Origin of the sequence: Rhodococcus sp. C-2, from assembly GCF_027854095.1 — a bacterium.
Lineage (GTDB): Bacteria > Actinomycetota > Actinomycetes > Mycobacteriales > Mycobacteriaceae > Rhodococcus_F > Rhodococcus_F qingshengii.
Genome location: NZ_JAQGFI010000018.1, coordinates 98,358 through 124,495 on the forward strand (window position 1 = coordinate 98,358; position 26,138 = coordinate 124,495).

Here is a 26,138-nt window from a genome sequence, read left to right on the forward strand (position 1 = left end):
GACCGGAGAAAAGAATGTCCGTCCACGAACTTGCTCGGTCGATCGGTTCGAGTCGCCTGATCACCGACCCTGCGGTAATGGACTCGTACCGCCGTGACGAGGCCCATCTCGCCGAACCCGGCCATCCGGCGGCCGTCATGCTCGCCGAAACTGCGGCCGACATTTCCGAGGCGCTGAAATGGGCTACTGCTCACCGTGTCCCGGTGGTAACCCGCGGTGCGGGAACCGGTTTGGCGGGCGGCGGGGCAGCCGTCGAGGGCTGCCTGGTCATCTCGACCACTCGCATGCGCTCGATTCTCGAGGTCAATCCGGACGATCAACTCGCTGTCGTGGAAGCCGGGGTGATCAACGCCGACATCAGTCGAGCAGCAGACGAGTACGGGCTGATGTACGCCCCTGATCCGAGCAGTTTCGAGATCTCCACGATCGGCGGAAACATCGCCACCAACGCCGGTGGACTGCGTTGCGTGAAGTACGGCGTCACCCGCGATTCAGTCCTGGGTCTCGAGGTTGTGCTCGCCGACGGTCGGATCGTGCGGACAGGCCGAAGGACCGTCAAAGGTGTTGCGGGATACGACTTGACCAGTCTTCTCGTCGGTTCGGAAGGAACACTCGGAGTCGTCACGAGTGCCACGCTGAAGTTGCAGCCCAAGCCCAAGAGAGCACCGGTCACCGTCGTCGGCAGTTTCGATTCTCTCCGCTCCGCAGCGGACGCGGTTGCCGCGGTCGTTCGCGACGGAATCGGGCCGAGCCTGCTGGAGCTGATCGATCGAGCAACGCTGCGCGCCGTCGACGACTGGAAACGAATCGGGTTGGAAGACAACACCGCCGCGATGCTGATCGCACAGGCCGACGGGGTCGATGCCGACGCAGCAGCCGCGGCTATGCAGAAACACTTCGAGAGGGCGGGCGCCGATTTTGTCGCCGTCTCGCAGGACGCGGCAGAAGCCGCACAGCTACTCGAGATTCGTCGACTCGCCTATCCGGCTTCCGAACGACTCGGGCAATGTCTCGTGGAAGACGTCGGGGTCCCGCGGTCGAAACTGCCCGACATGCTCGAGAGTATCGACCGAGCGGCCGCCGAGTACATGGTCAAGATCATGACTGTCGCGCATGCTGGTGACGGCAACGTCCATCCGACCTTCGTCTTCGACCGCACTGCCGACGGCTCGGTCCCCGAAGCCGTGTGGACCGCCGCGGACGAGGTCTTCCGGCGTGCTCTCGAACTCGGCGGAACTCTGACCGGAGAGCACGGCGTCGGCGTTCTGAAGCGTCGCTGGCTCTCTCTCGAGCTCGGCGAGGACAGCATGCAACTGCACCGATCGATCAAGGCTGCCTTCGACCCGCTCGGAATCCTCAACCCGGGTAAGGGTTTCTGATTTCTCGCGCGGTGTTACACAGCATTTACGCGAAAACGGGTCCCGGGTATTGACGCCTGTATATACAGGCATATACATTTATCCGCAGTGACAGTGACCCAGCGCACAAAGCACAAGGCGCAAAGCACCAAGCACGAAGAAGGTGGGCAATACCCCGACGTCGATTCCGTCGCTCGACGGGCTCGCAGCAGAAAGACAGGCCTATGACTCACGATGGACCGGCCGAGGTCATCCTCACTCCGGAACGACGCACTATCGACGTCGTCCCGGATGCAGAACGACACGGCACCCCGCGCAGCCAGTTCACTCTCTGGTTCGGCGCCAACATGCAGATCACTGCAATCGTCGACGGCGCTCTCGCCGTCGTATTCGGCGCGGACGCCATCTGGGCGATCGTCGGACTTCTGATCGGCAACATCTTCGGTGGCGCTGTCATGGCGCTTCACTCCGCACAGGGCCCGCGTATGGGTCTCCCCCAGATGATCTCGAGTCGCGCCCAGTTCGGCGTCAAGGGAGCAGTCGTACCGCTTGTTCTCGTCATCCTGATGTACCTCGGCTTCGCTGCCACCGGCACCGTGTTGGCCGGACAGGCCGTCAACAAGATCCTGCACATCGACAGCCCCACCGTCGGCATCGTCGTCTTCGGTCTCCTCACCGCATTCGTCGCGGTCACCGGCTACAAGCTGATCCACATCGTCGGCAGGATCGCCACCGTCGTGGGCATCGTCGGATTCTCCTACCTGGCCGTTCGACTGTTCCTCGAGTACGACGTCGCCTCGTACGTCGGCATCAAGGGCTTCGACATAGTCACCTTCCTGCTCGCGATCTCGCTGGGTGCCGGTTGGCAGCTCACCTTCGGCCCGTACGTCGCCGACTACTCGCGTTACCTGCCGCGCAGCACTTCCGAGAGCACCACGTTCTGGTCGACGTTCCTCGGTAGTGTCATCGGATCGCAGTGGTCCATGACCTTCGGCGCTCTCGTCGCGGCCTGCGCCGGCGACGCGTTCCTGGGTAACCAGGTCGGCTTCATGGGAGATCTGGCCGGACCCGCTGCCATCGCCTTCCTGATCTACTTCGTCATCCTGGTCGGCAAGCTGACGGTGAACGTGCTCAACGCCTACGGCGGATTCATGTCGATCCTGACCACCGTCACCGCCTTCAACGGACAGTCGCGAATCTCGAGCACAGCGCGCACCCTCTACATCCTCGGTTTCACTGCGGTCTCGGTCTTGATCGCCATCGCCGCCAGCGCCGACTTCCTGGACAACTTCAAGAACTTCGTCCTGGTGTTGCTGATGGTGTTCACGCCGTGGAGTGCGATCAATCTGATCGACTACTACCTGATCTCCAAGGAACGCATCGACATTCCGGCGCTGTACGACGTCAACGGTCGATACGGAGCATGGAACTTCACCGCATTGGCTTGCTACGCCGCCGGCGTTCTCGCCCAGATCCCGTTCCTCGCCCAGAAGATGTACACCGGCCCCGTCACGGACATGCTCGGCGGCGCCGACATCTCGTGGCTGGTCGGCATCGTGTTCACCGGGCTGATCTATTACCCACTCGCCAAGCGCACGAGCAATCCCCCTTCGTCGATGATCTACCCCGATCACACCGCGATGACCGACTCTCGCGTCTGATCCCCCAACGTCTTTCGAACTTCAGCAAGCTAGGAGAACACAATGGAAATCAGCACCCCCGGCCACGAGCCGCGCCCCGTCCGTGCTCCCCGCGGCCCCGAGCTCACGACGCTCGGTTGGCAGCAGGAGGGTGCCCTGCGCATGCTCATGAACAACCTCGACCCCGATGTTGCCGAGCACCCGGACAGCCTCGTCGTCTACGGCGGAACCGGTCGCGCAGCGCGTAGTTGGGCTGCCTTCGACGCCATGGTCGCCACGCTGAAGACGCTGAAGAACGACGAGACCATGCTGGTGCAGTCCGGCAAGCCGGTCGGTGTCTTCCGCACCAACGAGTGGGCACCGCGAGTGCTGATCGCCAACTCCAACCTGGTCGGTGACTGGGCGAACTGGGAAGAGTTCCGCCGTCTCGAAGACCTCGGCCTGACCATGTACGGCCAGATGACCGCAGGCTCCTGGATTTACATCGGCACCCAGGGAATCCTGCAGGGTACGTACGAGACCTTCGGCGCCATCGCGAAGAAGCGCTACAACGGCTCACTCGCCGGAACGATCACCCTCACTGCGGGTCTCGGCGGCATGGGCGGCGCTCAGCCTCTCGCCGTCACTATGAACGACGGCGTCGCGATCTGCGTCGACTGCGACATCACCCGCATCGACCGTCGTATCGCCCACAAGTACCTCGACACCAAGGCAGACAGCATCGAGCACGCGCTCGAACTGGCGACCGCGGCACGCGATGCCAAGAAGCCACTCTCCATCGGCCTCGAAGGCAATGCGGCAGAGATCTTCCCGGCGCTGCTGGAGATGAAGGCCCCCATCGACATCGTGACCGACCAGACCTCGGCGCACGATCCCCTCGCCTACCTGCCGATCGGCATCGACTTCGGCGACATGAAGACCATGTCGGAGAAGGATCCGCAGAAGTTCACCGAAGATTCCCGCAACGCGATGGCCGCACACGTCAAGGCCATGGTCGGTTTCATGGACGCCGGCGCCGAGGTGTTCGACTACGGCAACTCCATCCGTGACGAGGCCCGCAAGGCCGGCTACGACCGCGCTTTCGACTTCCCAGGATTCGTTCCGGCCTACATCCGCCCGCTCTTCGAAGAAGGTCTCGGCCCCTTCCGCTGGGCAGCTCTCTCCGGTGATCCCAAGGACATCGAGGCCACCGACAAGGCCATCCTCGAACTCTTCCCCGAGAACGAGCACCTGCGTCGCTGGATAACCATGGCAGGCGAAAAGGTTGCCTTCGAGGGCCTTCCGGCCCGCATCTGCTGGCTCGGATACGGTGAGCGCCACCTCGCGGGCCTCAAGTTCAACGAGATGGTCGCCTCGGGCGAACTGTCCGCGCCGATCGCCATCGGCCGCGATCACCTCGACTCGGGATCGGTCGCCTCGCCGTACCGCGAAACCGAATCGATGATCGACGGGTCCGACGCGATCGCCGACTGGCCGCTGCTCAACGCCCTGGTCAACACCGCGTCCGGCGCTTCGTGGGTCTCACTTCACCAAGGCGGCGGCGTCGGTATGGGACGCTCCATCCACGCGGGACAGGTGTGCATCGCCGACGGCACCGAACTCGCGGCCAAGAAGCTCGAAGCAGTTCTCACCAACGATCCCGGGATGGGCGTCATCCGGCATGCGGATGCAGGATACGACCACGCCATCGACACGGCGGCCACGCGCGGCGTCCGAATCCCGATGACCGAGAACTGAAACAGCTTCACCACCTCACCCTGAGATAGGAATTACATTGACCACGAATGGTTCTCGAACCACTGTTCTGACCAACATCGGAACCCTCGTCACCAATGACCCGACTCTGGGTGAGGGAAAGCTCGGCGTACGACACGACGCGGCAATCGTTTTCGACGACGGCGTTGTTGCTTGGGTCGGTGATTCCGCCGACGCCCCGGCTGCCGATATCGGTCAGGATATCGGCGGTCGGGCCCTGCTCCCCGGTTTCGTGGAGAGTCACTCGCACCTGGTGTTCGGTGGCGAGCGGGCCGAGGAATTCGCAGCTCGCATGGCGGGCGAGAAGTACGCCGCCGGCGGCATTCGCAACACCATCGAAGCGACGCGCTCGGCCACCGACGAACAATTGCAGGCCAATGTTCGACGCCTACTCGACGAATCCCTGCGCTCCGGCAGCACAACCGTCGAATGCAAGACCGGATACGGGCAGAACACCGAGAGCGAACTACGCAGCGCACTGATCGCCGGACAGTTCACCGACGAGGTCACACTGCTGGCCGCCCACGTTCCACCACCCGAATATGCCGGTCGCGTCGATGACTACGTCGCCATGGCGTGCGACGAGATGATCCCTGCCTGTGCGCCACACGCGAAGTGGATCGATGTCTTCTGCGAGCGAGGCGCGTTCAACCGCGAACAGGCACATGCAGTCCTGAGCGCAGGCGTCGCCGCTGGACTGATCCCCCGCGTCCACGGCAATCAACTCGGCGAAGGGCCAGGAGTTCAACTCGCCGTCGAGATGGGAGCCGCATCCGTCGATCACGTCACCTACGTCACCGCCGAGGACATCGACGCCCTGGCTCAGAGTTCCACCGTCGCAACACTGTTGCCGGGTGCCGACTTCTCCACCCGCAACAAGTACCCCGACGCCCGCGCACTGCTGGACGCCGGCGTCACCGTAGCTCTCGGCGCCGACTGCAATCCCGGCACCTGCTACACCACCAGCCTCCCGTTCTGCATAGCAATTGCGGTGCGAGACATGCACATGACACCCGCCGAGGCAGTCTGGGCAGCCACTGCAGGAGGCGCCCGGGCGCTGCAGCGCACCGACGTCGGAACCCTTTCTCTCGGAACACGTGCCGACGCCATCGCGCTCGATGCACCGTCGTACCTCCACCTCGCCTACCGCCCGGGCGTCCCTCTGGTGCGCGAGGTCTGGAAAAACGGCGCACTCGCCACAAGCTACTGAAATACACTCACCGGGAGGCCGTCGTGGCACATCAGATCGCAGTCGACATCGAACCCAAGCCGTGGACCGGGCGCTCCGACGGCACCACTGCCGAGCATCTGCGGTGGCATCATGCCGTGCAACCGTATTCAGCCGAAACAGCTCCCGGCGACTGTGTTCTGATCGGATTCTCCAGCGACGAAGGAGTCCGCCGCAACAAGGGCCGCCGCGGTGCCGCGGATGGCCCCGACGCTTTGCGAGCCGGGTTGGCTTCCATGGCGCTGGCCGAACCACTGCAGATTCAGGACGCGGGAACCGTTGCCGTGTCGGGTGAAGAACTCGAGGCCGGTCAAGCCGCACTCGGGAACGCCGTCAGCGCTGCGCTTGATTCGGGACACTTCCCTGTGGTTCTCGGGGGAGGACACGAAATCGCCTACGGCACATACCTCGGCGTCGCGGGCTCCGAGTTGCGAACCGCTGGAGCCAAACTCGGAATCCTCAACTTGGATGCGCACTTCGACCTGCGGGGCGATCCGATACCCAGCTCCGGCACACCCTTTCGTCAGATCGCCGAGGACGAAGCCGCGGCAGGCACCTCACATCAGTACAGCGTGATCGGAATCAGCCAGCCGAGCAACACCACGGCACTGTTCGACACGGCTCACCGCCTCGGTGTTCGCTATCTGCTCGACGAAGAATGCGGAGCGATCGGCCGAGGCGTCGTGGATCAGTTCCTCGCAGACTTCCTCGACGACGTCGATCTGGTCTACCTGACCATCGACCTCGATGTCCTGCCTGCAGCTGTGGCGCCGGGCGTCAGCGCACCTGCGGCCTACGGAGTCAGCCTCGAAACCATCCAATACGTATGTGACCGAGTCACGTCCAGCGGAAAACTCGCGGTTCTCGATGTCGCCGAACTGAACCCGAGCCTCGACGTCGACAATCGCACTGCCCGAACGGCTGCTCGTCTGATCCACCGGATAGTCACGAAGCACGTGCCGGTTCAGCGCTAGCCTCGGCGCGCCTCCAGCAGATCTACGGGACTGCCTGAAAACTGATTCCACGAGTTCTGTCCGAGCACTCCAAACTATGTCCTTTGCCACCTCACAAGTGATGCCGCCTTGCAGATTGCCGATGGAGGCGACAACGCCTGTCTCGGGGTACGTGATCGTTCCGCACCCCTCGGATGTGGATGCCGTCGGCAATCGTGAAGTCGAAGTCGACGAATTGCCCGAGCAGTACTCGAAGCCGGGGACACCACCGATCACAGGAGGCCCGACCGTACCGTCGTGAATCGAAAAGCCGATCAACCCTCCGGGGTCGCCATTACCGACTTGCCCCGGATCACCGGTGGTGACGAAGATCGATTGGCCTGACTCAGTCTGAATCGTCCGTGTCGAATGATCGTTGCCGTAGGCCGATTCGATTTGAGCCACGGTGAGCCGTCACCGACGCCGCGGTCGGTCAGCGTTCCCGGCGGTGATTCGATGACGGTGACGCCCTCGCTGGTGAGAATTGCCCGTCCGGTGCCACCAGGCGTCGTGAACGGAACTACAGCGCAACTCGGAAACTGCATGGGCGTTCCAGCCTGATGCCAGACACACGCCCGCCACTACAACCGTGGTTGTAGTGGCTGCGCCGTTCCGAACTCGTCCAATGGGTGTGCGCGGTCGGCTTCTCGGCATGTCGGCATCCTTGGTCGGAACGGCTCGCCGCGAGGTCGAGGCATGCCTGACTTCGCGACGCTACCCCGAGCGGGGTCGAATCGATATCGTCTGTTCGGCCGACGACAAGGACGCCACCCCGGCCTTCGATCATGGCACCAGGGAGTTCTCCTGCAACCAGTCCTGAGCGATGTCACTCATGTCGTCGAGATCGGCAACGCGCTGGTTCATCTCGATGAGATCTTCGGTGGTCAGCGCCGCCGAAACCCCCGCGAGCACTGAGCGGACGTCATCGCGAGCCTTCAACTCGTTGATGATCGGTGTGATGTTCTCCGCGAGGAAGAGGTGCTTCGTATCCTCGAGTGCAACCAAGTTCTCCGAGCGCATCGCAGGATCGGTACTGAAGACATCGGCAACCTGTATCTGCCCGCTCAGAAGCGCATTGAGCGTGAGCGGTCCACCTGCATCGAGAGCCAGGAACTCCCGGAATGTCAGGCCGTATTTGGTCTTCAAGCCGGCGACGCCGTTTTCACGCGTCTTCCATTCCGGCGGTCCGCCGAGAGTCAACTCGTCGGCATGCTGCACCAGATCCTCGACGGTCTCCAGCGAATACTTTTCCGCCGTCTCCTGTTTGACGGCAAGTACATCCTTGTCCTCTGCGGGCGAGGGCTCGAGAGCCACCAGGCCCTTGGGCAATTTCGCATCGATTTCAGCGGATACTTCATCTGAAGCCGTCGCCGTTGTCTTGCTGTCCAGATATTGCAACAAGGCGCCGGAATACTCGGGGATCAGATCGATGGAACCGTCGCGCAGTGCCGGTACATAGAGTTCTCGGCTACCGATGTTCAACTTCTCGGTAACGTCGATACCGTTGGCACGAAGCGCTTCGGCGTAAATGGTCGCAATCAGTTGGCTCTCGGGAAAATCGGCGGAACCGATCACGATGGCGCCCTCAGCGCTACCGCCGCCGTCCGTAGCCAAGGGGTCCTTGCCGATTCCGCAGCTGGACAACGCAACCGCTGTCACGCCGACCAACGCGGCGATCAATACCTTCTTCATGTCGAACGTCCTCAGATCGGTGCGGGCTCAGGCACAGCGGTGCGCTGTGAGGGGGCGGCGGTCTTCTCGGTCTTCTTCTTCCGATCGCGCCTGGTCAGGCCAGGCGAAACGACCCGCGCAGTCAGTGCTCCGATTCCGAGATCGAAAACCAGGGCAATCAGCGATACCAGTACGGCTCCGGCCGCCATCTGGCCGTAATCGCTCTGAGCTTTTCCGTCGATCAACAACCGGCCGAGTCCGCCCAAAGAAATGTAAGCGGCGACAGTCGCAGTGGAGACGATCTGAAGCACGGCACTTCTGATGCCGGACAACATGAGTGGTAGGGCACATGGAATCTCGACCTCGGTCAAGATCCGCATCGACCGAAATCCCATCCCCCGCGCGGCGTCGACTGCAGCCTGATCGACCGCTCGAACTCCGGCGTACGTGTTGGTGAGAATGGGAGGGATCGCGAGAAGCACCAGGACGATGAGGCTGGGGATCAGATACGCGAGTTTGTTCGGGAATGACGGCGCGATGATGAGAACCAGTAGGATCAGCAGACCGATGGTCGGCAGCGCTCGTAGCGAGTTGGCCAGTCCAGCAACAACAACGGAGCCACGGCCCGTATGTCCGATGTAGAGACCGAGCGGGATCGCGATAACCGCAGCCACCGCCAGCGCGGCGAATGTGTACATCAAATGCTGAACGAGAAGGGTGGGGATGCCGTCCGGCCCGGTCCAGTGGGATCCGTCGAGAAGGAAGCTGATCATGATGTAGTCACTTTCGGGGTCCACGGCGTCAACAGCCGATTCGCCAACATGATGAGGAGATCAAGGATCAACGCCAGCACCAGACACAGAGCGATACCCGCGATGATAGGCGTGTAGAAACGCAACTGAAATCCCTGGGTGAACAAGGAACCTATCTGCGGAATACCCAGGAGTGCGCCGAGTGAGACAAGACTGACGTTCGAGACGACTGCGACGCGCAAACCTGCACAGATCACCGGAACTCCTACTGGCAACTGCACTTTCAACAGCGTCTGATACGGCCGGTAACCCATCGCCGTCGCTGCCAGAACCGTCTCCGGCGGAACCGAATCGAGCGCGTCGGCCACTACCCGCACGAGCAGAGCAACGGTGTACACGGTGAGCGCCACGATGATGTTCATCGGATCCAGAATCTTGGTACCCAGAATTGGAGGCAGGAGCACGAAGAGCGCGAGCGAAGGGATCGTGTAGAGCAATCCGGCCGTCCCCACCACGTAGGGATGCAACCGACGACTGCGATAGGCGACCCAGCCGATCGGCAACGCGACCACCAAGCCGATCACCAAGGGAATCAACGACAGCAGAACATGCCATCCCACCAAGTCCATGATCCGGTCGGACTGACGTCCGAGCCATTCGAAGTTCATCGAAGCGCCCTCCCCGCGTCAGCCAGATCGGCAGCCTCGATGGCTTCCACTGCAGCATGCGCAGTGACGGTTCCCACCAGGCGTCCGGCGTCGTCCACGACAACGCCCCGCTTGCTCGGCGCTGACAGCGCCGCATCCAGCAGAGCGCGCATCGTCCCGGTGGAATCAGCAAGTGTTCCACTGAGATTCAAGTCATCCGGGCGGATACAATCCGTGAGCGCGTCCGGCCTCACCCATCCGAGCGGCTTGTTCGCGGGATCCACTACCAACAGCCACGTATCGCCGGTGAGTGCGCGGGCCGCCGCAGCGGAATCGCCCAGATGCGCAACGGGTTCTGACACCGTCGGTAGGTCGCCGTCCAATGTCGTGAACCCCAACGATCGGTACCCACGGTCACGTCCGACGAAGTCGGCAACAAATTCGTCGGCAGGTTGAGTCAGCAATTCGAGGGGCGTCGCCGCCTGCGCAAGAATGCCGCCGGTACGCAGAACCACCACTTGATCCCCGAGTTTCAGCGCTTCGTCGATGTCGTGGGTGACGATGATGATCGTTTTTCCGATTTCCTTCTGCAGACGGAGAAACTCGTCTTGCAGCTGGCCGCGAACAACCGGATCAACGGCGCTGAACGGTTCGTCCATCAGCATGAATGACGGATCCGCAGCCATTGCTCGCGCAACACCGACTCGTTGCTGCTGCCCTCCGGAGAGCTGCCACGGATAGCGGTCGGCGAAGTTGGTCGTCAGACCAACCGTTTCGAGCAATTCCATAGCGCGAGTGCGAGATTCCTTTTTACTCGCACCGAGCAATCGAGGCATGGTCGCTATGTTGTCGACGATGGTGCGATGGGGAAAGAGACCCGCGTGCTGGATCACGTACCCGATGCGTCGACGCAGAAGGGCCGGATCCATTCCCGCCGTGGACTCGCCGTCGAGCGAAATCGTGCCTGACGTCGGTTCGATCAGCCTGTTGATCATGCGGAGTGAGGTCGTCTTGCCGCAGCCGGAAGGACCCACCAACGCGGTGATCTTTCCCGTCGGGCACTCCAGATCGAGAGCATCGACGGCAATGGTTCCGTCTGGATACGCCTTGGTGACCTTGTCGAATTTGATCATCTACGAACTACTTTCGTGTCGACCTGAGTCCGGACGCACCCAGGAGAAATGGTCGAGTTCCGTTCGAGCACACACCTACTTGTGATTCGGTCCACCTGCTTACTGGTCGAGCGGTTGAGAAAGAAAGTTCACGGCGGCACTCAGATCTGCACTGAGTGGCCGGTCTTCGGTCCTCGTGTCCAGCACCAAACGCGCACGCGCGAGGTACGCGCCGAGCTCGGTCGCCGGATCCAGCTCACGCTGTTGTTGCGAGAGTGCGCGAACTGCCGAGATCAGTTCACACGCCAGCACCAATCGAGATTGGGCAAGAATGTCCGCCAATTGAGTTGCAGCTTGGGATGCGAAACTTGCGTGATCCTCGGTGCCGCGCGAAATTACCGTGTGGCCCAACGACCCCGGTGCCGCCGACGAGCGGATCTCGGCAATGGCAGCAGAAGTCGTGTATTCGAGAAGCATGGTTCCGCTGCTGCCGTCGGGACCGTCTGCAAGGAACGCACGAAGGCCGGTGACTGCGGGGTCGGAGAGGTTGGCGAGCCGACATTGCGAGAGCAGGGCAGCACTGGCGACCGCCAACTTCGCCTCGTCGACTGCAAGGGCTATTGGCATTGCGTGGAAATTTCCGTTGTGGAACACCATGTCGTCTTCGACCGACACCAGCGGATTCTCCGAAGACGAATTCATCTCGATACTCAGCGTGTTCTGCAGTCGATGCACCGCTTGCCAGGTGGCACCCAAGATTTGCGGTAGGGCGCGAAACCCGAACGAGTCCTGAACTCTCACGGGTGTGATGTCGTGTGGTGCCAGCAGATCGCGAACCCGCTCTGCGACTTCCGCTTGACCGAAGTGCATTCTTGCCGACTGTACTTGTGCAGCAAACGGTTCGACAGAACTACGCGACGCAAGCACGGAAAGAACACTGACAACCAAGCAGTGCTGAAGCCACCCCGCGACTTCGATACTGGTGTCGCCGGCGATCGCCACCGTCATCGCATTGGTGGAAATGAACGGAAGTGCATCACCGTGGTGCGGAGTCCAACCGATTCCGGTGCGTCCGTCGCGAAGCGGGCTCTCGCCGATCAGCCCCATGGCGATTTCGGAGAACGCACTCAGGTCACCCGTTCCGATCGCACCGCGTGCGTGCACTGTCGGCAGGTTCTGTGAAGCAACAGCAGCAACCAGACCGTCGATGATGTCGGGATGCATACCTGAGCCGCCGTTGAGGATCTGGTTGGTGCGGATGACGATCGCGGCGCGCACCAACCGGTCAGGGAGCCTGGGGCCCGATCCCGTTGCGTGACTTCTCAGAAGCCTCAGATCCTGCTGCACACCGTCGGAGACGGATGTTTCGCGATTCCCGCCTACCCCGGTAGTGCGCCCGTACACCGCTTGACGGGAGGAAACCCGAACCGCGGTCTCCCATGACCGCCGTGTGAGCTCGAGAGCCGCGTCGGCAGGTCGAATCACGGCCGGCTCTCGCGCGATTTCGTTCACCCGGTGAACCGACAACCCTTTCCCGTCGAGCAGGACATTGTCGTCTTCCGTCCGGTCTTCTCCAGGAAGACGTTCAGTCATCAGAACTCCATCGATCGAAGGACTCGGCCATCGCGGGCGTGCATCACATCATCTACGCAATGTGCCTTGGGTCACTTTTGATGAATGTATAGTCCTGTATATACAGCCACCTGTCAATAGGGACACTGCAGCTCACCCGCGTGCACACAACCTTGCGTCACCTCAGTAAGGGTGAGCAACTGGACACGAATCGTCGCTATTCGAGGACCGGTGCCGCCGATGCGCGACGCGCCTCGAGCGCATCGAGGATGAGATCGAGACCGTAGGCGAACTCACTCGTGTGGTCGTAAGCCGGACTCAGACCGTGATCGACGATCATCTCGTGAAGGAAGGGCAACTCTTCAGCCGGAAGGCGCTCGAGGATGTCACTCGCAACTTCTTCGACGTCGACGGGCCCGCTGATCGGCAGATTCGCCTCCTGGAGAACATATCCGCCGATGTAGCTGTCGATCAGCGAGGCTCCGTGGGCGGCCATCGGGAGTGTGAACCCGGCCTTCCGGAGCACTCCGAGCACAGCGTCGAGATGACGCAGGGTCGCCGAGCCAGGGCTGCGTCGCGAATCCAGCAGACCGAGAGCCCAACGGTGCTGCGACAGGACTGTGCGAGCGGAAAAGGCGCGTCCACGGATTGCATCTCGCCAATCCGCACACTCACTGTCGGGCAGGTCGATCGCCTCGAAGACCGCATCGACGAGGCCGTCGAGAATCGCATCTTTGTTGGGCACGTGGTGGTAGAGCGACATCGCCTCGATGCCCAGCTCCTGGGCCACCCGTCGCATCGTGACGGCCTCGACACCACCCGCGTCGGCAACGCGGATCGCACCCTCGATTACGCGAGTCCTGTTCAGCGACTGTCGCGGTTGCCGTGACACACAGACTCCCCTCGGCGGAACGAATACGTTGACAACCTTACATGCGTAAGTCACCCTTACAGGTGTAAGCCAGCCTTACGTTCGTAAGGCGCTCGCGAAGGGAGATCGCAATGCCGATGCCGAGATGGTGGGGACATGTCAACAAGCGAGTGTTCAACCCGCGTGCAATTTCGAGCGGTAAATGGCCGGTACTGACTCACGTCGGACGCACATCCGGCACGACCTACCGGACGCCCCTCGACGCCTATCCGGTCGAGGGTGGCTACGTCTTCATTCTGGTGTACGGATCAGGCTCGGACTGGGTGCAGAACGTCTTGAGAGCGGGAAGCGCTCGACTGTCGGTCGACGAGACGGAGGTGAGCCTCGGCACCCCACGCCTCGTCGCGAAAGACGAAGCATTTCAAGCACTTTCCTCAGACGTGTCCCAACCCCCGAGGCTGCTCCGCATCACCGAGTACCTTCGGATGGATCTGATTACGGCCTGAGGGTGCCCGTCACGCGAGGACCTCACGCACGGCGGACCTGACTTCCTCCATGCTGCAACCGGATTCGATCAGTTCGGTACCCGTATGCACCAGCGAGTTGATCAACTTGGCGGTGAGCTTCGGGTCCGACACGCCACGGAGGCGGAGGGCCTCGACCAGCGGAAGCACAAGACTGTCGTGCATTTCCATGATCCGCGAATCTCGAAATGTTTGCGGGGTCAGCGTCGCCAGCGCTCCGACTATCGCATGCTCCCCGTCGGCAACCAGTTGGAGGTTTGCCTCGACGTACGCCCATACCGGATCGTCTGCGCCTGCCATCGCCTCGACGATCTTGTCGTTCCAGCGCGGGAACATGTCTTCGACGACGGCACTGAGGAGATCTTCCCGGGACCGGAAGTAGTGGTAGGCACTCGACCTGGCGAGCCCTGCCTTCGCTGCCACCTCACCGAGCCCCGGCGGCCGGTCCGGGGCCTCGGACAGAAGAGCGTGTGCAGCGTCGAGGAGGGCACGGCGCTGAGCAGCACGATGCTCGACCACAGTGGGCGCATCGATCCTCGGCACCGAATCTCCTCCAGTCCCCTCGCGGGCTTACTCGCTCTGACGCAACCGACCGTCAACCATTTCGAGGATGCGGTCGCAGTGCCCGAGCACGTCGTGATCGTGGGTCACCATGATCGTAGCGACGCCTGCCTCGTGAGTTTCGCGCGAGAGCAGTTCGACCACCTCATGGCTGCGTTTGCGGTCGAGAGCAGCCGTCGGCTCGTCGACGAGCAGTAGCGAGGGATTGCTCATCAATGCCCGAGCGATACCGACGCGCTGGCGTTCACCGCCGGAGAGTTGACCGGGTCGACGATCTGCACGGTGACTCATACCGACCGAGTCGAGCAACTCCTCGGGATCGCGACCCGGCCGCCCCGTGAGCTTGGGAATCAGCCGAAGCTGATCGCGCGCCGTCAGCGCTGGAATCAGGTTGCCGGACTGAAAGACGAAGCCGACCTTGTCTCGTCGAAGTTTGGCGAGAGCACGGGCCGGCATCGCCGACACGTCCACGCCGTCGATGACAATCGTTCCACTCGACGGCCGACCGAGTCCGCCGGCCACAGCGAGCAAGCTCGACTTTCCAGCGCCTGACGGTCCGACGATCGCGACAAGTTCGCCGCACGAGACCTCCAGGTTCACGTTGTCGAGGGCGAGCACGGTGGAGTCACCGTCACCGAATCGAAGACTGACAGCGGTCAATACCAATCCGGTTGTGGTCTTTTCGACTGTGGTCATCGGTTTTCTCCCAATGCGGTGAGCGGGTTGACACAGGTAACACGGACGATGGCAACGGCTGCGCCGACCAGCCCGAGTACCGCCAAGAGCACTGCGCCGTTGACGACTGGGCCGGACTCGAGGGCGAACGGCATCCCCCCGCCTTCGAGCCCCGAACCGAGCCCCAAGCCCAGCAACACACCGAGGCCGATGGAACCAAGCAGCACTACCAGTGCCTGCGCCATGCCGTCACGAAGCAGGAAGCCGGTAGAGGCTCCCATCGCGCGCAACACTGCGAGTTCACGACCGCGCTGAACCGTCCAGATACTGAAGAATGCACCGACCACCAGGGCCGAAATCGCGTACAGAAACGCCTTGATCATCGACATAGTCATCATTTCCGCGGAGAACCCTGGTGAGGAGTCGAAAGATTCCTCGAGCGTCTTTGCGGACGTTCCCGCCGCCGCATCGCCCGACACGAGATCCGGTAACGCGCCACCAATGCCCCGAATCGCAACGACACTTGCTTCGGAATAGGCACTGGCATTGGCGGTTTCGCCGATCTTGGCACCGGCGTGAACCTCCTGCCAAGTACGCAGGGGCAGGTAGGCGACGTCGACGTGACCGAAAGTGCGCTTGTCTTCGGTGAATCCGACAACTGTCAGCTCCGTACCGAGTCGATCGAGTATCACGGTGTCACCGATCGCAACACCGTCGTCACGGAAGGTAGAGCTGACGATGATGTCCGTGTCGGCATGCAGCCCCCTCCCGTCGGCGGAGACGGGCTCGAGGAAGGAGCCAGGTTCGATGCCGAAGAGCGTGAGATCGACAGGCGTGCCACTGCGAGTTTTTGCATTGACGATCATGTTGCCGAAGAGCTCGGCGTCTTGGACATCGGGTTGCATACGCCATGCCTGCGCCTGCTCCTCGGTGACGACCGAGCGCGAAAACGCTGAGTCGGCTTTGGTGTCCGGTGCGAAGGCAAACGCCTGAATCGGCGTCCGCTGCAAAGCGGAGACACCGTCATTTACCAGTCCGGACGAGAGGCCGGACAGAATCACCATCAGGATCGAGATGAGGGCAACCACGGCACCCATCAAGAGGAATCGATTTCGCGCAAACCACAGTTCACGCAGGGCGAGGAACATTCGGGAAGCTCCAAAGTCGTCGATACGAGTCACGCCGACTTTTATCGACGCCTTGTCGAAATCATATCGACAAGGCGTCGAAAAACTATGTGAGGTGCGTTACTACTTCCCGTAGTAGACACTCGAGGCGCTGAGCGTCGTATCAGCCCCCGACGCCCACCGGTCGATCCCCGACAATCGAGATTCGATCCATCACACGACGAGCCGGGAAGTAGTCACTGGCCGCGTAGTGCTGGCAGGTCCGATTGTCCCAGAAGGCAACAGTATTCGGCTCCCACTTCAAACGGACCTGAAATTCCGGACGATTGACGTGGCGATACAGCATCGTGAGAAGTTCGTTCGATTCTTCTTCTGACACACCCAAGATCCGTTGCGTGAAGGTCATGTTGACGAACAACACCCGCCTGCCACTTTCCGGAATGATCCGAACCACCGGATGCTGCACAGCGGGGAACTTCGGACGCAACATCTCGACCACATCCACCGGCATCGACCTGCCGAACGAGTTGATCCAATCGTGTTCTGCAACAAGCGGGTCGATACGCTTCTTGATGTCTTCAGGAAGCAGATCGTAGGCAGCTGCAGTATCGGCCCACAAAGTGTCACCACCCACCTCCGGCACCTCGACCGCACGAAGAACTGCTGCGAACGAAGGAAACTCATGCCACGTAACGTCGTTGTGCCAGTTGTTCTCGACTCCGCCGACCATCGCATCCTTCGCCAGTGTCGTGACATCGACGTCCGTCTGCCCGGGCTGCGTGTACTTGAAGAACGGATGCTGTTCGAGATCGCCCCAACGCTCGGCAAAAGCTCGATGTTCCGCTCGGTCGAGGTCCTGATCGCGGAAGAAGAGGACTTTCCATTCGAGGAGAGCTCGGCGGAGTTCCGCAATCACGGCATCAGACAGGCCCCCGCCGAGTCGAATACCGGAGATTTCCGCTCCGATCGTCGGCGCGACCGCCTTGACCGCAAAGTGTTCGTACGGTGCCGGAACTACCGACTCGGGATTCCGGCGAGCAACGAGTGGACCGTACGCAGCAAGCGGGTCGGTGGGGATCGGAAAGATTGTTGCCGCAGGAAAAAGGGTAGCCATCAGGGCACTTCCTCGAAATCGACGATGTCGTAAAGGACAAAAGTCAGATTAAGTCCGCCTCCTTAAAGTGTCAACGGTCACGTTCTCCGGCGCGAATCTTGACCCTGACGCCGCGTCAAGGTTGGAGAATGGTTTTCACAGACGGAATCCGATTCGATCACGGGAGGGCAGGGCGATGATGACCATCGGCGAGCTGGCCAAATTGGCCGGCACCACCGTCAGGTCCGTGCGCTACTACCACTCGAACGGCCTTCTCGAAGAACCACAACGCCAACCCAACGGCTACCGCACGTACCGGGCGGTGGACCTGGCACGACTGAGTCGCATCCGCCGCCTGCGAGATCTGGGGATTCCTGTTGCCAAGATCGCCGAACTACTCGACGGCGACGCTCACGACACTCGGACCGCACTCGATGCCCTCGACAAGGAATTGGCGACGAAGGCCGAACAGATCGCTGTTCAGCGTGCGCACATCGAGTCGCTACGCCGCAATGCCGATCCTGAACTACCCGACGCGTTTTCGGAAGTGCTCGCACAGTACGTCGTTGCCGGTGCGCCGACAGCGTGGATCGACAACGAGCGTGAACTTCTGATCCTCGCACTCACGGTCTCCGGGGGCGATCCCGAGGTCTGCGATTCACTCCTGTCCGCCCATCGCCGGGTATTGGCCGAGCCGAACCGCGAGCAGGCCATCGAATTGATAACTCGCATGTATGCCCTCGCCGACGCACCGGCTGACGCGGACACGATTGCGGCCCTTGCCATTCAGTTCTGCGACTTCACCGAGAGCGTGCTACCCGAACAGGCTGCACCGGAGGACGCTTCCCCCACCCGGCTGGTAGCGGTACTGCGCGAACACCAAGCGGATCGACGAACCGTCACCCAGGAAAGATTCGCGAAGGCTGTGGCCGCGGAGTTCGCCGCCCGTCAATCCCGCCTCTGAAAAACCCTGATCAACCCCCACATTCGAAGTGGGGTGACCAACACTGCCCGAAAATGGGCTCAACGCAAGGACACGACAATGACTGGATTCACCATGCCCAGATCACGCATGCCTCGATCACGAAGGTGGCTGGCTACCACAATCGCCGCTGCTGCGCTCGCCGTACCTGCATTGGCGGCGTGCTCGGATCCTGCTACTCCGCAGGAAGATCCACAATCGAATCTCAGCGCGTTCTACGAACAGGATCTCGAGTGGGGGCCATGCGCCACAGACACCGGAACGTCGACCGCAAGTGAATGCGCCATGGTCACAGTACCTTTGGACTATTCCGTCCCTGACGGCAAAACGATCGAAGTGGCGATCTCGCGGGTCGCATCCACCGACCCCGCACAGCGACGAGGGATCCTGCTCACCAACCCTGGTGGCCCGGGTGGCCGAGGACTGGGATTGCCCGAGATTCTGAATGCGGGCATGACACCGGAAGTCGCAGCGGCATACGACGTCATCGGCATGGACACCCGAGGACTCGGCAAGAGCACACCGATCGACTGCGGCGTCGAACAGATGACATGGATGCGGTCGCCGGGCACCACGGACGAGGGATGGAACGAGAGTGTTGCGCTCGCACGCGAGGCCGCTGACACATGCTGGGACAAGTACCCGGACTATCTGCCGCACATCAATACTCAAAACATCGCCCGAGACCTCGACGTGATTCGTGGCGCCCTCGACCAGGAGAAGGCGTCGTACTTCGGGTGGTCGTACGGTACATACCTCGGTGCAACCTATGCTCAAATGTTCCCGGACAGGATCGACCGTGTGGTTCTCGACAGTGCACCGGATCCGAAGAAATACGGATACGAGATGTTCCAGGACATGGGCCCGGCCAACGAGAAAGCGATCGACGGATTCTCGCAGTGGGCAGCAGAACACAACTCCACCTATGCACTCGGATCGACGCCCGCCGAAGTTCGCGCCCTCATCGAGAAGCTGATCTCGGACGCGGCCACCACTCCGATACAGATCGGTGACCATGCCGTCGACGATCACGTCCTTCCATTCCTGATGTACGTCAACGGAACCGGCGACACCGAAAAGGAAAGCGAGGCATTCGCACAGGTATTGGTTCAGTTGCGCGATCTCGCCGCAGGCAAGACCGTCGAGAACATCCATCCCCAGCTGACGGGATTGATGCAGGCATGGTTCCAGACCGAACTGGGAACCGGTCCTGACTATGCCGGGACAATCGCCATCGTCTGCGGAGATGTGTCGATGCCGAGCGATCCCCAGTGGTACCGCAACAAGTTGGAGGAGCACCGTGATGATCAGCCGATCTTTGCCGGCACACACAACACGATCATGCCGTGCGCGTTCTGGCGCAGTGAGGCCCCTACGCGGATCGACATCGACAACAACGTTCCGGCATTGCAGATCCAGGCAACCGGTGACACCCGCACGACGTACGACGAAGGCCTCGGCATGCATGAAGCGATGAAAGGCTCACGGCTCGTGACAGTTCCAGGCCGCACTCATGCGGTGTTCCCGGGCTACGCGAATACTTGCGCGAACGCCGCCGTCAACTCGTACCTGCTCGACGGCTCACTGCCGGCCGAAGACGTGGTGTGCGAGTCGTGACCTCAGCCCGTCAGCTCGCTCTTGATCTCGTTCTTGAGAACTTTGCCGACCTTGGAGCGAGGTAGATCGTCCCAGACGATGACTTGCTTCGGAGTCTTCACACTTCCGATGCGAGCCTTCACGAAAGCCATCACCTCGGCGCCGTCGATGTCGGCGCCGAGGTGCGGTTGCACCACTGCCACAACGCGTTCGCCCCACTTGTCGTCCGGCAACCCGATCACTCCGCAGTCCTGAATCCCCGGATACGCCATGAGTGCCTGCTCCACCTCGACCGAATAGACGTTGAAACCGCCGGTGATGATCATGTCCTTCGCACGGTCGACGATGAACAGGAAATTGTCCTCGTCCAGGTACCCGATATCGCCGGTGTGATGCCAGCCGTGGGCTGACGCTTCCGCGGTTGCGTCGGGGTTCTTGTAATAACCCGCCATCACCAACGAACTGCGAATCACCACCTCACCACGCTCGCCACGTCCGAGCAGCGCGCCTTTGTCGTCCATGATCCCCACGGTCACCAGCGGCGACGGTCGACCCGCCGACGAAAGTCGTGACGTTGCGACAGTGCCGTCCGAGCCGAAGTGCTCCTTCGGTGACATCGTCGAGATCATCATGGGGGCTTCACTCTGCCCGAACAGCTGAGCCATGACCGGGCCGATCTTGTCGATCGCCTCCGCGAGTCTGGTCGGGGAGATCGGCGCCGCTCCGTACCAGAAGCATTGCAGCGAGCTGAGATCCGTGGCCGACAGGGCCTCGTGCTCGAGCAGCATGTAGATGAGCGTCGGCGGCAGGAAGGTGTGAGTCACCTTGTGCTTCTGAACGTTCGCGAGGAAGTACCCGAGGTCGGGCTTCGGCATGATCACTACTTCGCCGCCGAGGGCCATGATCGGGAAGCACAGAACACCGGCGGCGTGAGTCAGCGGTGCCAGCGCCAGATACACCGGGCGCCCCTCGAACGGATAACTCATCAAAGTGATTGCGGTCATCGTCTCGATGTTGTGCCCGGTCAACATCACTCCCTTTGGCCGTCCAGTTGTACCACCGGTGCCGACCAGCATGGTGACGTCGTCGGGCGCCGCGGCGTCGAGTTCTTTTTCCCCGAGCCAGCTTTCGAGGGACTGTGCCGAATCCCATTCGCCGTCGATACAGACGAGCGTCACCAACTGGGGAAGCGCATCCTTGATCTGGTCGACTAGCGGCGCATAGGACTTCTGAAAGAACAGAGCGCGACAATCGAACAAATCCAACAGGTCTCGGTTTTCCGCAGCTTCGTTGCGAGGGTTGATCGGGCACCAGACGCCGCCGGCCCGGCTTATTCCGAATACGCACGAGAACGAGATCGGGTCGTTGCCGGACAGAATCGCGACCTTTTCGCCCGGCGCGATGCCCGAAGCCGCGAGCGAAGCTGCGAAGCGTCGGCTGAACTGTTGCACCTCGCCGTAGGAGAGAGTGCGCTCCCCCATCGTCAAACACGGTGCGGTGGAACCAAGAGAGGCTCCCTTGTCGAGATAGTCGGTCAAACGCATGGGGAGCCTCCAGGGCGGGGCTCCCGGCGCGCTACACGCCGGGAGCCGTGAACATGATGACGAGGGCGACGAGTTAGGCGTTGATGGTTACTTCCGGCTCCAGAGCCAGCCCGAAACTACGTAGCGCGCCGAGCAGTTCGCGATGGCCGAACGCCTGGCAAGCCGAGGCAAGCCCGGTCCGCTTCGGCGCCTGCTGGAGCAGAGAATGCGCTGCATAGGCGTGCAGGAGGCCCGTCTGCTTGTAGTTACAGTTTCCGTGGATCACGACGTGCGAGCGACCCAGCGGGCCCGACGCGTAGACGGAGTCGAGTGAGGTGTTGATGCGCGGATTTTCACGAGGGGGCATACCGGCCTGAACCGATCCGGCGATCTCGGCCAAGGCGGCTTCCTGCTCGTCGGCGGGCAGGGTCTTGATCTGCTCCTCCACGATCTTCTGCGTCGCGACAACGCCTTCCATCACGGTGCGGTCGAACACTCCGCCCGCAGCCTTGACGTTGGAAACTCGCGGATCGTTCTTGAACCACACCGGGTGGCACGTTCCGCCCCACGGCAATGCAAGCGCAGTTTCGTGCTGGCCCGGAACGACGACGTCGAAAGTCTGGCCGGGCGCCCACTGCACGTACTTGTTCTGCTCGAGGTAGTACCAGTTTGCCTTGAGGATGGTGAAGATCGTCTGAGTGGACGCGTAGGTGGGAAATCCCTTCCACAGCACGAGGATGTCGAGCGTATCGAGGCCCGGCGTTTCCAGTGCGATATTGGCCGCGATCTCACCGGTGGTGTACATCTGCGCGATACCGGGCGAGAGAAGCAGGCCCTTCTCCTGATACTTGTCGCTGAACTTCTCCTGGACGTCGAGTACCCAGTCCTGCTCACCGGTGGTATCCATGTAGTGGCAACCGGCATTCAACGCGGCCTCGACGACGGTGCCGCCGAGCTTGATGAACGGGCCGACCATATTACTGACAACCTGTGCGCCGGTGAACAATTCGGTGAGAGCCTCGACCGTGTGCTCGACCTCGACGACTTCGTGATCGACGGTGTCCAAACCAGGGATCTTGTCGAGGACCTCTTGGATGCGAGCGGCGTCGCGGCCGGCTGCGATGAACGGGATGTTGAACTCGCGCAGGTATTCACACACCAGACGGCCGGTGTACCCGGAGACGCCGTAAACGATGACGGGCTTCTTTTCGGACATGTTCGTGGAACCTTTCGAAGACGTGAGAAGGGTGTACGTACGAATGAAGGGCGAGTTACATGCCCATGCCACCGTCGACGGGGAGGCCGATACCGGTGATGAATCGCGCGGCGTCGGAGGACAAGAACACAACGGCGTCAGCCATGTCGTTCACTTCACCGAGGCGGCCGAGCGGGGTGAGGCCGACGACGTCTCCGACTGCTGCTTCGGCGCTGGGCCAGAGACCGAGCTTCTCCATGTCCGCCGCGAGTCCGAGACCCATCTCCGTGGCGACAAGACCCGGGTAGATGCAGTTGACGCGGACTCCGTAGCCGAGCTTGCCCGACTCGGCGGCGGCAACTCTGGTGAAGCGATCGACCGCGGACTTGGTCGCGGAGTATCCACTGATCCCGGGAAACGGAATGGTTGCGGCCACTGAAGAGATGTTGATGACGGAACCGCCGGTTCCGGCTACGCCACCCGGACGCATGCTGCGCAGTCCGTGTTTGGTTCCGAGCGCTGTTCCGAGGATGTTGACCTCACACATACGGCGGATGTCATTCGGATCGAGGTCGACCACCAGCGAGGAAATCTCGATGCCTGCGTTGTTGACGAGGATGTCGAAGCCGCCGAGGGTCTCCGCGGTGGCGGCGACTGCCTCTTCCCAGTTGGCGTCGTCGGTGACGTCCAGCTTTACGAAGCCGGTTTTGACTCCGCCCGAACCAACAGCCTCTGCGGTGGCACGACCCTCGTCTTCGAGAACGTCGCCGATCATCACTGACGCCCCCGCCTTCGCCAACGCCTCAGCCATTCCGGCTCCGAGCCCCTTGGCACCACCTGTGACCAGTGCTTTTCGTCCCTCGAGATCAAACACGCTCATTTTCGACTGCCTCCATGACTGAAACGACTCTCGCGATGCCACCGTTCACAGCGACGCTGCCAAGTGGTGTGAGTCACAGAGTATTCAACTTTGGACGAGTGTCAAGAGAAATCTTGACGACTGTCAAGATTTTGTTACACGCTCGTCAAAGACCAGGGGTTACACTGATTCGGACGCGGTGATCGTGCCGCTGTGGAAACCGCAGGGAACAGGACGTGCCATCGTGACCACGACAGTCGAGAAGCCTAGTGAGGCAGGGAAAAAGGCTGCACCTAGCTCACCGGGCCAGCAGTCCGACTCCGCCAAGCGGTCCAACGCAGACAAAGTGTCGCGTCGCCAGGTCGACAAATTCTCCGAGCGACGTGATCAACTCGCCGAGGCCGCACTGCAAACCCTGGCCGAATTGGGCTACGCACGCACGAGCCTGCGCGAAATCGCCCAGAATTCGGAGTTCTCCCACGGCGTCCTGCACTACTACTTCAGCGACAAGGTCGATCTCATCACCCACTGCGTGCGCCACTACAAGGCACGCTGCGTCACCCGCTACGACGGCATCGTCGCCACCGCGAAGACACCGGAGGAACTGAAAACCGGTTTCGGCGCACTGCTCGCCGAGACCATGATCGAAGAACCCACGATGCACCGCCTCTGGTACGACCTGCGCGCGCAGTCGATGTTCGAGGAGTCGTTCCGAGCCGACGTCGCCGCGATCGACGAGAGTCTCGAAAACATGATCTGGCGCATCGTTTCTCGCTACGCCGAGCTTCTCGACGTAGAGGCATCGGTCACCTCGGCGGCGATGTACGCAATCTTCGACGGCCTGTTCCAGCAGAGCCTGCTGCGCCATCTGTCCGGCGATCAGACTGCCGCAAACTATCTTTCGGAGAGCGTCCAGCAGATGCTGCCTCTGGTAGTGCCCACTCCCTGATCAGCGAGCAGCGATGCCTTCCGCGACGTACCTGGCTCCGCGATCGAATTCTCCGACCACGTCGTAATCGGCGTCTTGCCGCCAGAAGCGGACCAACGCTCCGTACGTACCACCGATCATCTGTGCGAGAAAGAGCGGCGGGTAGTCCGATCTCACTTCGCCGGCTTCGATACCGGCAGTGACGATCCGCAGAAGTTCCACGTGGAACCGATGATCGTGGGCCGCCCCCGCTCCGGAGGAGGCGAAGTCGCGCTCGAGTTCTGCAGTCACCATGCGCAGATAGCGCGGGTGCATGATCGCTTGCTGCGCAAAGTCCTGAAAAATCCGGGAGATCCGATCAGAAGTCGGCATCGGCGATTCCATGAGCTGATCCACCAGTGCCGCAAGCTGATCGAGATGATCACTGTGCAACGCCTCGAGAACCGAGTCCTTGCCCTGGAAGTAATTGAAGAAGGTGGCTCGCGACACCTCGGCTCGCTCGGCGATGTCGTCGACGGTCGTGCTGGCGAAACCCTGCGCCGAGAACAGAATTCGAGCAGCCGAGAGCAACCTGTCGTTGGTGTCGCGCTTGTTCTGTTCTCGTTTGGAAATCACGTCGACCTGCCCTTCTCCGCCTCAGAACACAGTCTTCGCCACAGTCCGGAATGTGTCCAATGTCCGTCCCGTCAGGTGACGCACCTCCGCCTCCGATAGGTGGACTACAGTCCAATTATGTCGACTGTTTCCACCGAACGCCATGACCGCGTTCTCATCGTCAGGATCGAACGCGAAGAACGCCGTAACGCGATCAACCGTGAGACTGCCGAGGGAATCGAAGCCGCGCTGAATCTTCTCGACGACGACCCTGATCTGTGGGTCGGCATCATCACCGGAACCCCCAATATCTTTTGCGCCGGAACCGATATCCGAGAGCGGGCCGACCTTCGCATGCCTCGCGGCGGTGAGTACGGCGTCATTCGGCGCCGGCGGAACAAGCCCCTGATCGCTGCAGTCGAGGGCTACGCGCTTGGTGGCGGTTTCGAAATCGCACTGGCCTGCGATCTGATCGTCGCCTCTGCCACAGCGCAATTCGGCCTTCCCGAAACCAAACGCGGTCTGGTTGCGACGTCCGGCGCACTCTTTCGGGCTCCTCGCGCGCTTCCGATCAACGTCGCCCGTGAACTCTTGATCACCGGCCGCACACTCGATCCCGAACGGGCAAAGGACCTCGGCGTCGTCAATGCAGTCACTGCCCCTGGTAAGGCACTCGACGAGGCACTGGTGATGGCAGCGGAGATCTGCGAGTCCTCCCCCACCTCCGTGAGTCTGAGTCTGAAGGCCATCGAGGCTCTCTACGCCGACGCCGACGCCGACGGATGGAAGGTCACCGACGACGCCAAGGAGAGCAATGATCAGAACCTGTGGATGGTTCTCGGCGAGGCGGCGTGAGTGGGCGCACCTTCCCGGGAATGATCTG

At 61.5% G+C, this 26,138-nt stretch carries 26 protein-coding genes; 11 read left to right on the forward strand and 15 right to left on the reverse strand.

From position 1 onward, the window contains the following. The first annotated feature begins 14 nt into the window (after positions 1-14). The 6 genes from PCS43_RS29970 to PCS43_RS29995 all read left to right on the forward strand — a co-directional run bounded on the left by PCS43_RS29970 (position 15) and on the right by PCS43_RS29995 (position 7,235). On the forward strand, positions 15-1,379 hold the full coding sequence (locus PCS43_RS29970; protein ID WP_065455844.1) for an FAD-binding oxidoreductase: 1,365 nt from the start codon (positions 15-17) through the stop codon (positions 1,377-1,379). A 203-nt stretch (positions 1,380-1,582) separates the two neighbouring features. Beyond that, positions 1,583-3,019 (forward strand): purine-cytosine permease family protein, encoded by a 1,437-nt coding sequence (locus PCS43_RS29975; protein WP_003940251.1) that lies wholly within the window; start codon positions 1,583-1,585, stop codon positions 3,017-3,019. Between the two features lie 42 nt (positions 3,020-3,061). Beyond that, positions 3,062-4,735, forward strand: a complete 1,674-nt coding sequence (hutU, locus tag PCS43_RS29980) for a urocanate hydratase (RefSeq protein ID WP_007732742.1) — start codon at positions 3,062-3,064, stop codon at positions 4,733-4,735. A 37-nt stretch (positions 4,736-4,772) separates the two neighbouring features. Then, positions 4,773-5,963: an imidazolonepropionase gene (hutI, locus tag PCS43_RS29985; RefSeq protein ID WP_054187472.1), complete on the forward strand. Its 1,191-nt coding sequence runs from the start codon at positions 4,773-4,775 to the stop codon at positions 5,961-5,963. Positions 5,964-5,986: 23 nt separating this feature from the next. After that, positions 5,987-6,955 (forward strand): formimidoylglutamase, encoded by a 969-nt coding sequence (gene hutG / locus PCS43_RS29990; protein ID WP_042926100.1) that lies wholly within the window; start codon positions 5,987-5,989, stop codon positions 6,953-6,955. A gap of 121 nt (positions 6,956-7,076) precedes the next feature. Next, positions 7,077-7,235, forward strand: coding sequence for a hypothetical protein (locus PCS43_RS29995; RefSeq protein ID WP_209909909.1), 159 nt, complete (start codon positions 7,077-7,079; stop codon positions 7,233-7,235). A 13-nt stretch (positions 7,236-7,248) separates the two neighbouring features. On the opposite strand, the gene PCS43_RS30000 is transcribed toward PCS43_RS29995, so the two are convergent. The 7 genes from PCS43_RS30000 to PCS43_RS30030 all read right to left on the reverse strand — a co-directional run bounded on the left by PCS43_RS30000 (position 7,249) and on the right by PCS43_RS30030 (position 13,619). Next, positions 7,249-7,518 (reverse strand): hypothetical protein, encoded by a 270-nt coding sequence (locus tag PCS43_RS30000; RefSeq protein ID WP_030536965.1) that lies wholly within the window; start codon positions 7,516-7,518, stop codon positions 7,249-7,251. A gap of 238 nt (positions 7,519-7,756) precedes the next feature. Continuing rightward, on the reverse strand, positions 7,757-8,665 hold the full coding sequence (locus PCS43_RS30005; RefSeq protein ID WP_030536963.1) for an ABC transporter substrate-binding protein: 909 nt from the start codon (positions 8,663-8,665) through the stop codon (positions 7,757-7,759). A gap of 11 nt (positions 8,666-8,676) precedes the next feature. Next, the gene (locus PCS43_RS30010) at positions 8,677-9,417 is read right to left on the reverse strand and encodes an ABC transporter permease (protein ID WP_030536962.1); all 741 of its coding nucleotides are present in this window, start codon (positions 9,415-9,417) and stop codon (positions 8,677-8,679) included. Continuing rightward, entirely contained in the window at positions 9,414-10,064 is a 651-nt protein-coding gene (locus PCS43_RS30015; RefSeq protein ID WP_003940005.1) for an ABC transporter permease, read from the reverse strand. The genes PCS43_RS30010 and PCS43_RS30015 overlap by 4 nt, the downstream gene beginning before the upstream one ends. Next, complete coding sequence (locus PCS43_RS30020; protein WP_209909913.1) at positions 10,061-11,176, reverse strand: ABC transporter ATP-binding protein; 1,116 nt, start codon at positions 11,174-11,176, stop codon at positions 10,061-10,063. The genes PCS43_RS30015 and PCS43_RS30020 overlap by 4 nt, the downstream gene beginning before the upstream one ends. A 99-nt stretch (positions 11,177-11,275) precedes the next feature. Then, positions 11,276-12,748, reverse strand: a complete 1,473-nt coding sequence (locus PCS43_RS30025; protein ID WP_003940419.1) for an aromatic amino acid ammonia-lyase — start codon at positions 12,746-12,748, stop codon at positions 11,276-11,278. A gap of 196 nt (positions 12,749-12,944) precedes the next feature. Beyond that, entirely contained in the window at positions 12,945-13,619 is a 675-nt protein-coding gene (locus PCS43_RS30030) for a TetR/AcrR family transcriptional regulator (protein ID WP_058037649.1), read from the reverse strand. A gap of 110 nt (positions 13,620-13,729) precedes the next feature. Between PCS43_RS30030 and PCS43_RS30035 the strand changes: the two genes are divergently transcribed. Then, entirely contained in the window at positions 13,730-14,104 is a 375-nt protein-coding gene (locus PCS43_RS30035; RefSeq protein WP_058037648.1) for a nitroreductase family deazaflavin-dependent oxidoreductase, read from the forward strand. Between the two features lie 9 nt (positions 14,105-14,113). On the opposite strand, the gene PCS43_RS30040 is transcribed toward PCS43_RS30035, so the two are convergent. The 4 genes from PCS43_RS30040 to PCS43_RS30055 all read right to left on the reverse strand — a co-directional run bounded on the left by PCS43_RS30040 (position 14,114) and on the right by PCS43_RS30055 (position 17,599). After that, positions 14,114-14,665 (reverse strand): TetR/AcrR family transcriptional regulator, encoded by a 552-nt coding sequence (locus PCS43_RS30040; protein ID WP_054781557.1) that lies wholly within the window; start codon positions 14,663-14,665, stop codon positions 14,114-14,116. A 27-nt stretch (positions 14,666-14,692) separates the two neighbouring features. Beyond that, the gene (locus PCS43_RS30045) at positions 14,693-15,379 is read right to left on the reverse strand and encodes an ABC transporter ATP-binding protein (protein WP_003939803.1); all 687 of its coding nucleotides are present in this window, start codon (positions 15,377-15,379) and stop codon (positions 14,693-14,695) included. Then, the gene (locus PCS43_RS30050) at positions 15,376-16,506 is read right to left on the reverse strand and encodes an ABC transporter permease (RefSeq protein WP_209911709.1); all 1,131 of its coding nucleotides are present in this window, start codon (positions 16,504-16,506) and stop codon (positions 15,376-15,378) included. The genes PCS43_RS30045 and PCS43_RS30050 overlap by 4 nt, the downstream gene beginning before the upstream one ends. 142 nt (positions 16,507-16,648) lie before the next feature. Next, the gene (locus tag PCS43_RS30055) at positions 16,649-17,599 is read right to left on the reverse strand and encodes a TauD/TfdA dioxygenase family protein (protein ID WP_073512558.1); all 951 of its coding nucleotides are present in this window, start codon (positions 17,597-17,599) and stop codon (positions 16,649-16,651) included. Positions 17,600-17,774: 175 nt separating this feature from the next. On the opposite strand from PCS43_RS30055, the gene PCS43_RS30060 reads away from it, so the two are divergent. Both PCS43_RS30060 and PCS43_RS30065 read left to right on the forward strand, forming a co-directional pair. Next, entirely contained in the window at positions 17,775-18,542 is a 768-nt protein-coding gene (locus PCS43_RS30060; RefSeq protein ID WP_125052026.1) for a MerR family transcriptional regulator, read from the forward strand. Positions 18,543-18,620: 78 nt separating this feature from the next. Further along, on the forward strand, positions 18,621-20,177 hold the full coding sequence (locus PCS43_RS30065; protein ID WP_065455879.1) for an alpha/beta fold hydrolase: 1,557 nt from the start codon (positions 18,621-18,623) through the stop codon (positions 20,175-20,177). 2 nt (positions 20,178-20,179) lie between these two features. On the opposite strand, the gene PCS43_RS30070 is transcribed toward PCS43_RS30065, so the two are convergent. The 3 genes from PCS43_RS30070 to PCS43_RS30080 all read right to left on the reverse strand — a co-directional run bounded on the left by PCS43_RS30070 (position 20,180) and on the right by PCS43_RS30080 (position 23,754). Continuing rightward, positions 20,180-21,700 carry an AMP-binding protein gene (locus tag PCS43_RS30070; protein WP_125052028.1) on the reverse strand — a complete coding sequence of 507 codons (1,521 nt, stop codon included), beginning with the start codon at positions 21,698-21,700 and terminating at the stop codon, positions 20,180-20,182. A gap of 73 nt (positions 21,701-21,773) precedes the next feature. Further along, entirely contained in the window at positions 21,774-22,895 is a 1,122-nt protein-coding gene (locus tag PCS43_RS30075; protein WP_003940189.1) for a DUF5938 domain-containing protein, read from the reverse strand. Positions 22,896-22,950: 55 nt separating this feature from the next. Further along, positions 22,951-23,754 (reverse strand): SDR family NAD(P)-dependent oxidoreductase, encoded by an 804-nt coding sequence (locus tag PCS43_RS30080; RefSeq protein ID WP_209909916.1) that lies wholly within the window; start codon positions 23,752-23,754, stop codon positions 22,951-22,953. Positions 23,755-24,079: 325 nt separating this feature from the next. Between PCS43_RS30080 and PCS43_RS30085 the strand changes: the two genes are divergently transcribed. Further along, positions 24,080-24,682: a TetR/AcrR family transcriptional regulator gene (locus PCS43_RS30085; protein ID WP_042448650.1), complete on the forward strand. Its 603-nt coding sequence runs from the start codon at positions 24,080-24,082 to the stop codon at positions 24,680-24,682. Here PCS43_RS30085 and PCS43_RS30090 read toward each other — a convergent pair whose 3' ends face one another. Continuing rightward, the gene (locus PCS43_RS30090) at positions 24,683-25,276 is read right to left on the reverse strand and encodes a TetR/AcrR family transcriptional regulator (RefSeq protein WP_003940428.1); all 594 of its coding nucleotides are present in this window, start codon (positions 25,274-25,276) and stop codon (positions 24,683-24,685) included. A gap of 117 nt (positions 25,277-25,393) precedes the next feature. Between PCS43_RS30090 and PCS43_RS30095 the strand changes: the two genes are divergently transcribed. Continuing rightward, positions 25,394-26,110, forward strand: a complete 717-nt coding sequence (locus PCS43_RS30095; RefSeq protein WP_270923162.1) for an enoyl-CoA hydratase-related protein — start codon at positions 25,394-25,396, stop codon at positions 26,108-26,110. Positions 26,111-26,138: the final 28 nt, after the last annotated feature.